Annotated in this window: 9 protein-coding genes; 5 read left to right on the top strand and 4 right to left on the bottom strand. The window is 58.3% G+C overall.

Annotated elements, in window-relative coordinates; translation table 11 throughout:
• Positions 1–21: 21 nt before the first annotated feature.
• Positions 22–1,530, bottom strand: coding sequence for an aldehyde dehydrogenase family protein (locus FE851_RS16465; protein WP_145204787.1), 1,509 nt, complete (start codon positions 1,528–1,530; stop codon positions 22–24).
• Between the two features lie 229 nt (positions 1,531–1,759).
• Here FE851_RS16465 and FE851_RS16460 point away from each other — a divergent pair, with 229 nt between their 5' ends.
• Positions 1,760–2,497, top strand: a complete 738-nt coding sequence (locus tag FE851_RS16460; RefSeq protein ID WP_261371013.1) for a 2-keto-4-pentenoate hydratase — start codon at positions 1,760–1,762, stop codon at positions 2,495–2,497.
• Positions 2,494–3,297, top strand: a complete 804-nt coding sequence (locus FE851_RS16455) for an SDR family NAD(P)-dependent oxidoreductase (protein WP_145204781.1) — start codon at positions 2,494–2,496, stop codon at positions 3,295–3,297. The genes FE851_RS16460 and FE851_RS16455 overlap by 4 nt, the downstream gene beginning before the upstream one ends.
• A gap of 105 nt (positions 3,298–3,402) precedes the next feature.
• Here the strand turns inward: FE851_RS16455 and FE851_RS16450 are convergent, their stop codons facing one another.
• Both FE851_RS16450 and FE851_RS16445 read right to left on the bottom strand, forming a co-directional pair.
• A complete protein-coding gene (locus FE851_RS16450) occupies positions 3,403–4,587 on the bottom strand; it encodes an MFS transporter (protein ID WP_145204778.1) in 1,185 nt (394 codons plus the stop codon).
• Positions 4,588–4,650: 63 nt separating this feature from the next.
• A complete protein-coding gene (locus FE851_RS16445; RefSeq protein WP_261371012.1) occupies positions 4,651–6,015 on the bottom strand; it encodes an aminotransferase in 1,365 nt (454 codons plus the stop codon).
• A 212-nt stretch (positions 6,016–6,227) separates the two neighbouring features.
• On the opposite strand from FE851_RS16445, the gene FE851_RS16440 reads away from it, so the two are divergent.
• On the top strand, positions 6,228–7,178 hold the full coding sequence (locus tag FE851_RS16440) for a LysR family transcriptional regulator (protein WP_261371011.1): 951 nt from the start codon (positions 6,228–6,230) through the stop codon (positions 7,176–7,178).
• Positions 7,179–7,243: 65 nt separating this feature from the next.
• Here FE851_RS16440 and FE851_RS16435 read toward each other — a convergent pair whose 3' ends face one another.
• Positions 7,244–8,431, bottom strand: coding sequence for an acyl-CoA dehydrogenase family protein (locus FE851_RS16435; RefSeq protein WP_145204772.1), 1,188 nt, complete (start codon positions 8,429–8,431; stop codon positions 7,244–7,246).
• A gap of 391 nt (positions 8,432–8,822) precedes the next feature.
• Between FE851_RS16435 and FE851_RS16430 the strand changes: the two genes are divergently transcribed.
• Together FE851_RS16430 and FE851_RS16425 are read left to right on the top strand one after the other, a co-directional pair.
• Entirely contained in the window at positions 8,823–11,222 is a 2,400-nt protein-coding gene (locus FE851_RS16430) for a TonB-dependent receptor (RefSeq protein ID WP_261371010.1), read from the top strand.
• Positions 11,223–11,563: 341 nt separating this feature from the next.
• On the top strand, positions 11,564–14,077 hold the full coding sequence (locus FE851_RS16425) for a TonB-dependent receptor (RefSeq protein WP_186378871.1): 2,514 nt from the start codon (positions 11,564–11,566) through the stop codon (positions 14,075–14,077).
• The last annotated feature ends 3 nt before the right edge of the window (positions 14,078–14,080 follow it).

The following is a 14,080-nucleotide window of genomic DNA, read 5'->3' as shown; positions in this document are numbered from 1 at the left end:
CTTGCTATATTCCGACGCCGTTCAGCTCAGATTGACCCAGATGCTCTTGATCTCGGTGTAGAGCTCCATCGCCTGGCGACCATGCTCACGCCCCCAGCCGGACTGCTTGAAGCCGCCAAATGGCGTGGCATTGTCGACAAGATTGAAACAGTTGATCCAGACCGTCCCGGCCTTGACCGCACCGGCCAGGCGGTGCGCCTGCTTGAGGTCGTTGGTCCAAATTCCTGCCGAAAGGCCGAAATCGGAATCATTCGCCTGCGCCACCAGATCTTCGGGGTCCGACCAGCTCAGCGCGCTCAACACCGGGCCGAAGATTTCCTCGCGCACGATGAGCATGTCACGGCCCGCATTTGCCATGATCGTGGGTTCAAAGAAGAAACCCTCGCCATGGGCTTTTGGCCGACCGCCACCGATCAGGATTTCAGCCCCTTCATTCTTCCCGATTTCGACATAGCCGCTCACCTGGTCCCATTGCTCCTGTGACACCAGCGGACCGAAATTCACGCTCGGGTCCAGACCATTGCCGATCGTGAGCCGCGCCGCATGGTCAGCAACCCGTGCCAGAAGATCGTCATGGATCGAGGCATGCGCATAGAGCCGCGACCCTGCGGTGCAGGTCTGCCCCTGATTGAAGAATATCCCCGCCGCTACAGACGCCGCGGCTGCATCGAGATCAGCGTCAGGCAGGACGATCTGCGGAGATTTTCCACCCAGTTCGAGACTGACCTTCTTGAGATTGACGGTAGAGCCGCGCACGATCGCCTTGCCGACAGCGGTCGACCCGGTGAAGGCTACCTTGTCCACGCCCGGATGGTCGACCAGTGCCGCACCCGCTTCGCCAAAGCCGGTTATGACATTGAAAACGCCAGCTGGAATGCCGGCCTCCAGAGCCAGTTCAGCCAACCGCAGGGCCGTCAGCGGGGTTTGCTCGGCTGGCTTGAGGATAACGGTGCAACCTGCTGCCAGCGCCGGGGCCACTTTCCATGCCGCCATCGACATGGGATAGTTCCACGGCACAATCAGTCCGCAAACGCCCACCGGCTCGCGCACCGTGTAATTCAGGATTTTTGCGCCGCTGCGGGGCGATACCGGCAGCGTTTCACCACCAAATTTCGTCGGCCAACCGGCATAATAGCGGAAGGTCTTGATCGAACCTTCGATTTCGACGGCCTGGGTCAGCGTTGCCGGCTTGCCATTGTCCATGCACTCAAGAACGGCCAACTCTGCTGCATCACGCTCGATCAGGTCGGCCAGACGATTCAGCAATTTGGAGCGATCCACTGCGCTCATGTCGCGCCAGCTGGGATCGACCAGCGCCTTGCGCGCGGCTTTGACCGCCAGATCGACGTCGGCCACGCCACCTTCGGCCACCTGGCAAATTTCCTGGCCCGTCGCGGGATTTACGGTGGCGAAGGTCTTGCCCGACTGCGCTTGCACCGATTTTCCATCGATAATCAGCCCGCGGGGCGTTTTGCCGAGATCAGAGCGAAGCGCTTCGGCCGTTGCATATGCTGTAGACTGTTCTGACATGGCCTTGACCCTCAATTGCTGAAACCTGTCCTGCCCGCGGCGCCTTGACGCCTGAGCGATTCCATCCATCTAATAGCGGATCGACACAATGTAAACAATTATAGATTTATCAGATTATTTGTTGCATATGCACGACAATGCCAAAGACGTTCAGACCGAAGGAATCATGGTGCAGGACAACAATCTCGATCTTGAAAGGGCACTGCTCGCGGCCACCGGGGAAAGGCGAATGTCGACGCCCCTGCCCCAGCAATTTCCGAGCGTTGACGAGGCCTATGCCATTCAGCGCAGAATCCACGCCCGGACTGGTCAACCCATCATGGTGTGGAAACTGGGCCTGACCGGCAAGGCGCCGCAGGACGCGTTCGGCGCTGCCGAGCCAACCGTGGGTCGCCTTCCGGCCAGCGCGATATTTTCAGACCGCAGCCAGATTTTCGCGGTCGTGCCGGAAATATATGCGGAGGCCGAACTGGTATTCGAAATGGGCAGTGATCTGCCGATGCTGGACAGACCCTATACGCGGGCCGACATCTGCGCGGCGCTCAAGGGAATTTATACCGGCATCGAGATCGTCTTTTCCCGTTTTACCGACGATCACCAATCGCTGCCCCTGCTGATCGCCGACAATGTCAATGCCTACGGCCTTGTGCTCGGCGGCAAACTGTCGTCGCAGTGGGAAGACAGGTTTGCCGATATGCCAGCCAAGCTCAGCCGCAATGACGAGGCGCCTGTCGAAGGCTCGACCGCAAGAGTTTTGGGCAACCCGCTAGATGCTGTCGTCTGGCTGGCCAACTGGTTGCGCGAAAACGAAAATGACAATTTGAAGAAAGAACAGTTGATCGCATCGGGCACCACGACCGGCGCGACCGAGATTTTCGCAGGAGACACTATAAGCGTCAGCTTCGATGGCGCACCTGCGGCCCGTATCTCCCTCATTCCGTCAGACGAGAAGGACCAGTCGTTATGAATTTGAAACTTGGTATTGAAGGCAAGGTTGCCGTCATCACAGGGGGTGGCGTTGGCATTGGCAAGGAAACGGCGCGCAAGCTGGCGCTTGCCGGCGTCAAGGTAGTGATCGCTGCGCGTACCGCTTCGAAGCTTGAAGCGGCAGCGCAGCAATTGCGTGACGAAACAGGTGGCGAGATCATCGCGGTTCCAACCGACACCACGTCCAAGGAATCGGTTCAGGCGCTTGTCGATATCGCAGTGGAAAAATTCGGTGCCGTTCACATATTGGTGAATTGCGCCGCAGCGCCGGGCGGACTGGTGCGCAATGCCATTGAGGAAGCGGACGAAGATGCGCTCATGCTGGACCTCAATACAAAATTGTTCGGCTATTTCCGCACGGCAAAGGCGTGCGTCCCTTACATGCGCAGGGCTGGCTGGGGACGGATCGTCAATGTTGGCGGGTTGACCGCGCGCTGCACCGAAGCACTGTCGGGCATGCGCAATACAGCGCTCGTCCATTTCACAAAGACGCTGTCGGACGAAGTGGGCAAGGATGGCATCACGGTGAACATCATTCACCCCGGCGTCACCCGGACCGAACATATCGAGGAATGGTTTGCCGAGATGGCGGCCGAGGAAGGCACCACGGTCGATGCGATCGTCGCGCGCGAAGCGGGTGATCCGGCTGCGCTGAAACGCATGCTCGAAGTGGAAGAAGTAGCCGATCCGATCGTGTTCCTGTGCTCCAATCTGGGCAGCGGGATTACGGGCGAATCGATCGCCGTCGACGGCGGCCTGTCGCGCGCCATATTCCTCTAAACGGCAATGGGCTGCCCTGAGAGGGGCAGCCCGTTTTCAACCGTCGGACGATGATCGCAACGCATCAGCGCACGGATATGCGGGACTATATACCCGCCATCTCGCTCATGCGGGGCTGCGTCCCCATTGGGCAGTCGAAATTGTCACAATGATGCTGAGCGCCAATATGAGACTTGCGGCATAGATCATGACCGCAAAAGATCCCGTGATCAGGCTAGCCGCAGCAGCAGCAGGGCCCAGCCCCGTGCCAAATGTCTGGATCGACGCCATCGCGCACACCACCCGTCCGCGTTTGCAGGCCTCCGAACATATCCCTGACAAAAGTGGCTGCGCGAAATTCCAGCTGAACAACATCATCGCACAGGCCAGGATATAGGCCGTGCTCGACACCTGGTCGCGGAACAGCAGAAAGCTGATGGTACCGATCAACCCGCTGAATATCAACGGCCAGCTCCGTCCCCAGCGGCGCGGCAGGACACCTGCCAGCCCCGCCCCGACGACGCCCGCCATGGTTCCAATGGACAGCCCGCTGGCAATGGCATTGTCCGTCAAACGGCTCAACTGGCCGATGCGCTCGGCATAGCTCCACACCCCGCCCATCGCGAAGAAGAGCAGGAACACGCCGACAAGCGCGCCGGATGCCACCCGCAGGTCCAGCTTGCCGCCGCCAGCCGCGAATATGTCCGGCTCATCCTTGCTGCCGTCGGGAAAGGCCCGTAGCGAGAGCAGCACGAGAGCCGTAAGCCCTGCATTGGCGATAAAAATGGTGCTTGGCGCGAACATCGCCAACAACGCGGGAAGAAAATAGAGAAACAGCGAGCTCAATGCGGCGCCGGTCACCAGATATATGGCAAACGCCCGATCCGGATTTTTCGCGCGGCCCAAAGCTGCAAAGGCAAAGCCTATCGCAATTCCTTCCCCTGCCCCGGCCACGACCCGCGCGGCGGCCATGGCCGGAAAACTGACAACGGCTGCCGTTAAAATATTTCCGCTTATTATGAGCGCCAGGCCCAGACCTACGGCCAGACGCCAGGGCACCCTGGACAAGGCAAATGTGCTGAGGCCGATCGTCACGCCCATGGCGTTGATGTCCCAGGCCGCCAGATAACCCAGCTGGTCGTCGTTAAACCCGGTTTTCTGCGCTATTACTGCCAGGAAACCGGGCGTCACGAAAATCACGACCGCGCCGACCAGCCCAAGCAATATTGCAGAAATCAGTCCGCCTCTGGTCAGGCGTTCCGCGCCTTGTTCCGCAGCGGCCAGGCCCGAAATCGCCGTGTTAAGCTCCATGTCGCCCCATTCCCAAGGTTTAGTGAACGGGCCGCCCAGAAAGTCTGGACGGCCCTGGTGCGATCAGGCTTTCAAAACATCGTCGACGGCCAGCGCGAATTTATCGACGATCTCGTCGGCTTCCCCACGCGTGAGTACGAGCGGCGGGGCGAAGACAAGCGTGTCTCCCAATGCGCGGGTGATCAGCCCCCGTTGCGCCGCCGCTTTGAGAACCTGGCGCCCGGTGCGATTTTCCGGCGGCAGGATTTGCTTTGTCTCACGGTCCTGCATCAGTTCGATGCCCAGCATCAGGCCCTGGCCCCGAATATCGCCGACATGGGGATGCTGGCCCAACCGATCGCGCAAGCCCTGCATCATGTAGGGGCCAACATCGGCGACATTTTCAACCACCTTGAGCTCATCGATCAGCTTGAGCGCGGCCAGCGCGGCCGCCGCGCCGACAGGATGGGCCGAATAGGTGTAACCATGGCCAAATACGCCGATCTTGTCCGCGCCGGAGTCCAGAACGTCCCAAACCTTGGGAGAAATGAACACGGCCGACATCGGGAAATAGCCTGACGTCACCCCCTTGGCGGAGGTAATGAGGTCGGGTTCATATCCATATGTCTGGCTGCCCCAATAGGTGCCCAGACGACCAAAGCCCGAAACCACTTCGTCCGCGACCAGCAGAATGTCATTCTTCTTGAGGATCGGCATGATCTCTTCAAAATAGCCTTCGGGCGGCGGAATGAGACCACCAGCGCCCATCACGGCCTCTGCGAAAAATGCCGCGATGGTATGCGCGCCTTCCCGCTCGATCACATCTTCCAGTTCCTTGGCGAGCTGGCGGGAAAATTCCCGCTCGGACATGCCGTCAGGCGCCTTCCGGTAATAATAGGGGGCACTGACATGCAGGATCGGCCCCTTGGGCAAATCGAACAGATTGTGCATGCCCGGCAGGCCGGTCAGGCTGGCCGTAGCGACGCCGGAGCCATGATAGGCATTCCAGCGCGCAATGACCTTCTTCTTTTCAGGCTTCCCGCGCAGATTGTTGTAAACCCAGATGATCTTGAGCTGCGTTTCGTTCGCATCGCTTCCCGACGTACCGAAGAAGATGCGCGACATGGGCACCGGCGCGCGCGCCAGCAGCGCCTCCGCGCATTCGCCCACAACATCCGTGCTCATGCCGTTGAAGGTGTGGAAAAACGAAAGCTTCTCGCTTTGACGTGCAATCGCCTCGGAGATTTCCTTGCGCCCATAGCCAAGGTTCACGCACCAAAGGCCGGCCATCCCATCCAGATATTCCTTGCCGTGAATGTCCCTAACCCGCACGCCGGAGCCCGATTCCATCATCATCGTGCCTTCAGCCTTCAGATCGTTGATCGATGTGAACGGATGAAACTGGCTGCTCACGTCACGCTGCGAGGATTGGGAAAGCTTCTCAAACATCATAAATCTCCGTCGATCACCACAACACGAATCGCCGCCATGCAATTCAAGTGGGCGCACACTCGTGCATGGGCATCTGCATACGCAACAGTGAATATCAAAACAATCTTATTTTTGCATAATCGCAACAATTACGAACAAGCGCGCCTTCCGCTTTCGCCCTATTTCAGCAATCCGATTGACTAATCTGGCTCTATGAAAGAGGGAGAGGCATGGAAGAAAGACCGGACCTAGGTAACGTGATGGCGATGATCTCGTTCGCCGCCGTTGTAAGCACAGGGGGGTTTTCGAACGCCGCCAATTTGCTGGGCTATTCAAAGGCCGCCGTCAGCCGGCAAATCGCAAAGCTCGAACAGAGCATTGGCGTGCGCCTGCTGGAACGGACGACGCGTTCCGTTTCCCTGACCCCTGCCGGACGCGAAATGTATGCGCGCTGCGCCAGAATTGTCGATGAGGTGAACGAGGCAAATCAGATCATCACCGGGATGGTGTCAAAGCCTCGCGGCGATCTCAAGGTCAATGCGCCCGTCGTTTCCTCGCTGTTCGACCTGACGGCGATAATACCCAGATTCCTGCAAACCTATCCCGACGTACGCCTGTTCCTCAACTTGTCGGACAGCCATGTCGGGATGCTCAAAGGTCGTTTCGACGTGGCCTTCTGGATGGGCGATCCACCTGACTCCAGCTTTGAATATGTGCTCCTTCGGGATTATCCGATGGCTTTGATCGCAGCGCCGGCCTATCTTGCCAAGACCGGCAAGCCGCATACACCGCATGATCTGAAGGATCACACTTTCATCATTGAAACCCATCTCTCGAAAGTGGGCGAATGGCGACTTTCCGATGATGTGTCGGTTACCGTCAATCGCGGCCCGCTGACCAGCAATTCGGTTCGCATGGCGCGCGAGGCCGCGCTTCAAGGTCTCGGCATCAGCTACCTGCCTCGCTTCCTGGTGGAAGAAGACATCGCGGCGAACCGGCTGGAACCGCTCCTGACCGATGTGGTCAGCGAAAGCATCCCGCTTCATATCATCTTCCCGCGCGGCAACTTCGCCCTTTCCAAGGTCAGGGCGTTCGTCGATTTCGTTCGTGAAAATATGCAGCATGACAAGCCGGACGCTTCAGCCCCCCTGCTGGCACTCGCGCACGACCTGAAATCCTGACGCCGCTTCAGCCCGGTATCCGGCCCCTTCCAGGGCCGGGATAAGCCGGGGTTGATCTGATCCAATCACAAATCCATGCAATCATTGTCGAAACCGAACGCAAGGCCGCCGACATTGCGCGCATAGGGATAGGGATTGTTGGCGACATGCGCGCGCGCACAGTGAATATCGAGGAAAGCGCGCTGGACGACATTGCCGGAATAGATCCCCTTTCCTCCCGAAAACAGCATCAGCTTGTCGATTGCTTCGACACAGCGTGAAACCATGGCGGTGGTGCTATGGCCCAATTCCGCGCGGCGTTCGATCGGCCAGTCGCCACTTACCGCCCTGGCATCCAACTCCGCCAGATCCGCCGCGAGCCGCAGCTCAAGATCGCTCAATATGAGCTTCACATCCGCGACCGCTTTCTGGATCGTCGGATCGCTCGCCACGCTCAATCCGGTATAAGTCGTGCGCTTCTTGCGCGTCGTTTCCACAAACACATTCAATGCCCGTCGCAGCGAGCCTATGGATGTGGTCGAAACCGTCCGGTTGAAAAGCTGCGCAAACGGAATCGCATAGAGCGCTTCGCTATTGAGCGCGTGTCCGGGACAATCCAGATTGAACATGTCGCGTTCGCGCAGGACGCGATGCTCCGGGACGAACACGTCATCCACAACGATATCGTTGCTTCCGGTCGGGCACAGGCCCATCACATTCCAGGTATCGACGATAGTATAGTCGCTGCGCGGCAGCAGGAAATTATAGGGTTCGGCTTTACCATCCCCTCCTTCTGCAACCATGTTCGCGCCCAATATCACCCATGAACAATGTGCCGACCCGCTCGAAAATGCCCAGCGACCGCTGAAACGATATCCACCATCCACCTTCCTGGCCTGCCCGGTCGGCATATAGGATGAACTGATCAGCACGCTTTGGTCCTGGCCCCAGACATCTTCTGCGGCCTGTGGGTCGAACAGGGCGAGTTGCCAGTTGTGAACGGCGACAACGCCATAGACCCACGCGCTGCCCATGCAGCCCTCCGCCAGCGTCTTTGCCACCTCGCAATAGACAGCCGGTGACATTTCATAGCCGCCATAGCGTTTGGGCTGTAATATCTTGAAAAAGCCGGCCTCCTGAAACGCAGCGATGGTTTCCGCCGGCACCTGCCTGTTGGTGATCGCCTGTGCCTCACGCTCCTGCAAGATCGGAACGAGCGCACGGGCGCGCTCTACAATAGCGTCCGGGGTGATGCTGGTTTCCAGAGGGTGCATTTGCGATAATCCGTTTGCGGCTTTCAGGACCTGAGGCACGTTGCTCTCCTTTTCGGGCAGCGAATCACTGCGACGATTGATCCAATGTACCTCATGGCGATCTCAATTGACAATCGGCTATAATTCTAGCGATTGTTGCGTGATGGCAACATGAAGCGCGCCCATGGTTGATTATTTAACGTTTATATTCAGTATGTTATATTCTCATCTGCCTGACGGCGCTCAAATCAGAAAAACCGGCTCCATCGATCAATTAATTGTTTCCATTTGGGAACAATGAAAGCATAATCCCGCCTGCTGTAAATTTATATTGCCGCGTCACGACGGCTCGTTTTGCAGCTTGCCTGTTCGCAGTGCTGTGGGGACAAAAAAATCTAGGGAGTGAGTGATCATGCAGAATAAGACACGCGCCGCGCGGTGCGTTTCGTTGATATTGGCGTGCTCGGCGTTGACCGTTCCGGTTCTGGTTAGCGCTCAGGAAACCACTGATGGCGGCGCGCAGCCGGCACTGTTCGGCGAAATCGTCGTCACCGCCAACAAGCGCAGTGAAAGTCTGCAGAAAGTTCCCATTTCGGTCAGCGCCTTCACCGGCGAACAGATCAACCGCCTCGGCATCACCGAAACGACGCAGATCACGCAGCAAATCCCCTCTTTGCGCGTCAATGCCTGGTCGCCGAACCTGACCATCTTCAGCCTGCGCGGCATATCGCAGAGCAATTTTACCGATAATCTGGAAGCGCCGGTCGCCGTCTATCAGGACAATGCCTACATCGCATCGATGAACGCGATTTCGGGCCAGTTGTTCGACATTAAGCGTGTGGAGGTCCTGCGCGGACCGCAGGGTACGTTGTTCGGTCGCAATGCCACTGGCGGGTTGATCCATTATCTCAGCGAAGATGCCAGTAGCGACGAATTGAACGGCTATGTTCAGGGCGAATATGGCCGATTTGACAGCAAGTCTCTGGAGGGCGCCGTCGGCGGGCAACTCACGCCGGGGCTGCGCTTCCGCGCCGCCGCCCGCATGGAAAAGGCCGATGGCTATATCAAGTCCCGCGACACGCTGGCGCCCGATGGTTCACTGATCGCGCCAGGCAGCGGACAGGATCTGGGCGGCAAAAACGGATGGGCGGCGCGCCTCAATATCCAGGCGGACTTTTCACCCGATGCAACGCTCAGCCTCTGGTACAAGCATTCCGAAGACAATAATGTCGCGACCGGCGGCTATGTGTTTGAAAACTGCGTCTATCTCGAAAACGGCTATTGCAACACCAATGCGGCGGGCCTCAGCGACGACCAGAATGGCGTGATCAACGGCGTCACTGGTGAAGCAGCGTCGCCATGGGTCCATTTCGGCGAGCGCAAAGGCAGGCTCGACCGGGTGATGAACAGCTACCAGGCCGAACTGAACTGGGATCTTGGCGCGGCCAAGCTGACATCCATCACAAATTATCTGGAGATGGACAAAACCTATGCAGAAGATGGCGATGCGCTGCCCTTCCTCATCGTCAATGTCGATACCTCTATCAACTTTCACCAGTTTTCGCAGGAACTGCGGTTTGCGGGCGAGACAGACCGTCTGAAATGGCAGCTTGGCGCCTATTATCTCAATATGTTCTATGACGGCGTTCACGGCGTCACCGGCGCGCCGATCTACGATCTGGCAGTGTCGGGAAATGGCGGTTTCTCCGTCCCGACCGTCGATCAATTTTACAAGATCAGATCGAAAAACTGGTCGCTATTCGCTCAGGGCGACATCACGCTGACGGATCGATTGTCACTGACATTGGGTGGCCGATATTCGAAAGATAATAAATCCATCGCCTATGTTAACATCCTGAGCGATCCCACCTACGCGCCGCAACCCAACCCCGTCGTGCTGTTCACCGACAAGGATCTGGCGGCCGTCGTACCTGGCGTCAATCGTGAAAAATATGGCGATTGGGCAGCCCGCGCGTCCCTCAATTTTCAGGCTACTCCAGACACGCTGCTGTTCGCATCCTGGAACCGGGGTATCAAGGGCGGCAACTGGTCGCTTTCATCCAATATCGCAGCGGCTGATTTCCAGCACCGGCCTGAAACGCTCAACAGCTTCGAAGCAGGATTCAAAACATCCCTGCTAGGGCGATCGCTGCGCCTCAACGGCACCCTATTCCATTATATCTACGATGATTATCAGGCTTTTTCCCTTGCCGGCGGCGTACCCCATGTTTTCAACAGCAATGCCCATGCGACCGGCGCGGAGCTGGAAGCCTTCTGGTCCCCGTCGAAGAATTTCGATGTTGTGTTGGGCGGCACTTGGGAAACATCGTCGGTCGACAGCATACCGGCGACCGACGTCCAGTTTGGACCGGAGTTTTTTCCGGGCGCGCCTGACAGTCAATATTGCACCAATCTGGGCGGCCTGTTCCGCTGCGATTTCCCGCAAAAGACCATCAAAGGCGCACAATTTCCAAACGCCCCGCGCTTCAGCGTCAACTATCTGCTGCGTTACAACCACGACGTTCCGGGCGGCAACATCGCCGCGCAGATCGACGGCGTATGGTATGACGATCAATATCTGGAAGTGACCAACGGCCTGGGTTCGCAGCAAAAGGCCTATAATGTCACCAACGCGTCCCTGACCTATCGGCACGAAGGCACGGGCATGTCGCTCACCGCATGGGGACGCAATGTGTTCGACAAGGCCTATCGCGCCTATGCCCTCAACCTCGGCATTCTGGGCGTCACCTCCATCTATGCCCCCCCGGCCACATATGGTGCGACCTTGCGCATACCTTTTGGCGCGCGATAAACAGCCTGTGCCCAACCCCGGAGCTGCATGGCTCCGGGGCCATTTCGTCCTGACCGAAACCAGATAGCCTCCATCTCAAGTAACGCAAGAACGCTCTCGACGACAACATTCTCGTTTTAAATCTGTTGGTTGTATCCGACGATCCGAGTGATCGACAGGGGCGGCGGAGCCGGATGGCCGCCAAGGCGCGGACCTGATCAAGGCCACGCATGACACGCCAAGGCGCGTCAAAATTTTTTTACGAACCATCCTCACCCTTTCCGACGTCGACCGGCCAAACTGTCATGGCTGTGTCGCGAAGCGCCCCTAACCGCCCGTCATCCAAGCGGGGGAGTCGCTCAATGCAACCTACAGTTCACAAGTCCAAAGCCGCCATTTTGATCACGTCGCTCAGCGTACTGGCGCTGTCGTTGTCCGGTGCTGCCGCCGCGCAGGAAGCCGCGCCAGCCGTTGCTGCCGGTGCGGACGAAGATGCCGAATCGGACATAGTCGTGACCGGCAGCGCGCGGGCCCAACGCCGCTTTGACGTGTCCTATGCTGTCAATTCGCTCGGCGAGGGCGAAGTCCAGAAGATCGCGCCCAAGAATTTCGCCGATCTGCTCGGCACGATTCCGGGTATTCAGGTGGAAGCGACGGGCGGCGAGGTGCAGAACATCACCCGCGTACGCGGCATCCCGACCGATCGCGGCTATCTGATCTTCCAGCAGGACGGGCTGCCGCTCTATCATGAGATCGACGGCGTGTTCTTCAACTCCGGCGACGGCATGAACCGCTATGATCTGATGACCGAGCGGATCGAAATCGTCCGCGGTGGTCCAGCGCCGATCTACGCGAGCAGCGCTGCCGCCATTGCAAATAACATCACGGTAACCGGCGGCCCGGAATCGCGTGGCAAGGCGCAGATCACGCTGGGCGATACCGGCCTCTATCGGCTCGACGCCATGCAGTCTGGCCCCATCAGCGATAGCAGCTATTACGCAATTGGCGGTTTCCTGCGCCAGCATGATGGCTATCGGGACGCCGGCTTTCCCAACGACAAGGGTGGCCAGATCCGCGCCAATCTGAAGCATGATCTGGACAATGGCTTCGTCAAGGTGACGATGCAGTATACGAACGATCACAACCTGTTCTATCTGCCGATCCCGATCGCCGATCCGCGCAATCCCTCCGTCTCGCTCGATCCTTACATCGACTATCACACCGGCACGATGAATTCGCCGTCGCTGCGCAACGTGAATTTCAAATATCGCGATGGCGCAGGCGTGACCCAGAGCATGACGCGCGATCTGGCCGATGGCCGCCATATCCGCTTCTTCAACGCCGGCATTCAATATGAAGGCGATTTCGACGGTTGGATCGTATCCGCCAAGGGCGGATTTACCAAGGGCAAGAACAGCTTCGACGCCTTCTATTCGACCACCAATCCGGTCGATGGCAATGCCTTCATCGCCAGCAGTCTGGCCGCCGCACGCACAGCTTTCGGTGCGGACGTAGCGCGCCTGGGCTATGCGATTGCCGGCACGAACGGCGCGACGGTCTATGATCCCTATGCCGCTTCCGGACTGGTCATGTCCGGCCAGTATCGCGTTTCGGAATCCAAATTCTATTCGGGACAGGCTGATCTGAGCGTGACCCGCCAATTCGAAACCGGCTTTGGCACGCACGACGTGCGGGTCGGCACCTATGGGTCATTCTACGGCAACACGCTGTTCCAGGCCTATCAGGACATGCTGATCGAAGTGAAGAGCCGGCCACGCACGCTCGATCTTGTCGCCTATTCGGCCACGGGCGCCGTGCTTGGCTCGGTCACGCAAAATGGGGTTTTGCGCTACACGACCACGCTCAATCAGGGCAAGGCCGATGCGAAGATGATCGCGATCTACGCAAACGACACCTGGGACGTCACCGACGGGTTGAAGATAGACGGCGGCATCCGCAAGGAATGGTACGATTATGATGGCTATTCGCTGCTGTCGACCAGCGCCAATCTGGGCGATCCCACGACGATAGCCGACAATAACACCCGCGCCTTCACGGGTGCGATCGTGAACCGGACGCTCAAGCCTTCGGCGACCAACTGGACATTGGGCGCCAATTACGATTTGAACGGCAATCTGGGCGCCTATGGCCGCGTCTCCAATCTGGAAGTGCCCCCGCAGATGGGCGTCGTATCCACCCCGGCGCCGACCATCATCAAGACCAAGGCGCGCCAGTATGAACTGGGCGTCAAGGCAAGCTACGGCCCGGCCTATGTCTATGTGACGGGATTTTACACTAAATTTAACCCGTTCAACGCCTCGTTCATCGCCTTCAACCCGGCGACCGGCCGCAACGACCAGTCCGTGCCCTTCATCGGCGAAGCGGTCGTGAAGGGGGTGGAAATCGATGGCAAGATTGCGCCTGTCCGCTGGTTCGAACTGGCCGGTTCCATAACCTATTCCGATGCGCAATATCGCAACCTGCAAAACTCGTCCGGTGCCGATCCCAGCGCGGTCAACGGCAATCAGATCATCCGCGAACCCAAATTCTTCGGCAATGTGCGCCCGGCATTCACCTTCCCGGTTGGCGAAGGCGAATTGCAGATCGCGGGGCGCTATGAATGGGTCGGTCGCCGTTATGTCGACCTTTTCAATCTGACCGCGCTGCCCGCCTATCAGACCTTCGGCGCCAGCGCGGCCATGACCTACGGCAAATGGCGCTTCCAGGTGGTGGGCGACAATCTGAGCAACGCCAAGGGATTGACCGAAGGCAATCCCCGCACGGACCAGCTTGCCGGGCAAGGTGCAAGCGATGCGATCTATGGTCGTCCGGTGTTCGGCCGCAACTTCCGCTTCATCCTTAGCCGGAGCTGGTGATTT

Source organism: Sphingobium sp. B2 (genome assembly GCF_007693735.1).
Lineage (GTDB): Bacteria > Pseudomonadota > Alphaproteobacteria > Sphingomonadales > Sphingomonadaceae > Sphingobium > Sphingobium xenophagum.
The sequence above is the reverse complement of the archived record's forward strand: the minus strand, read 5'-3'. Positions and strand labels throughout refer to the sequence as shown.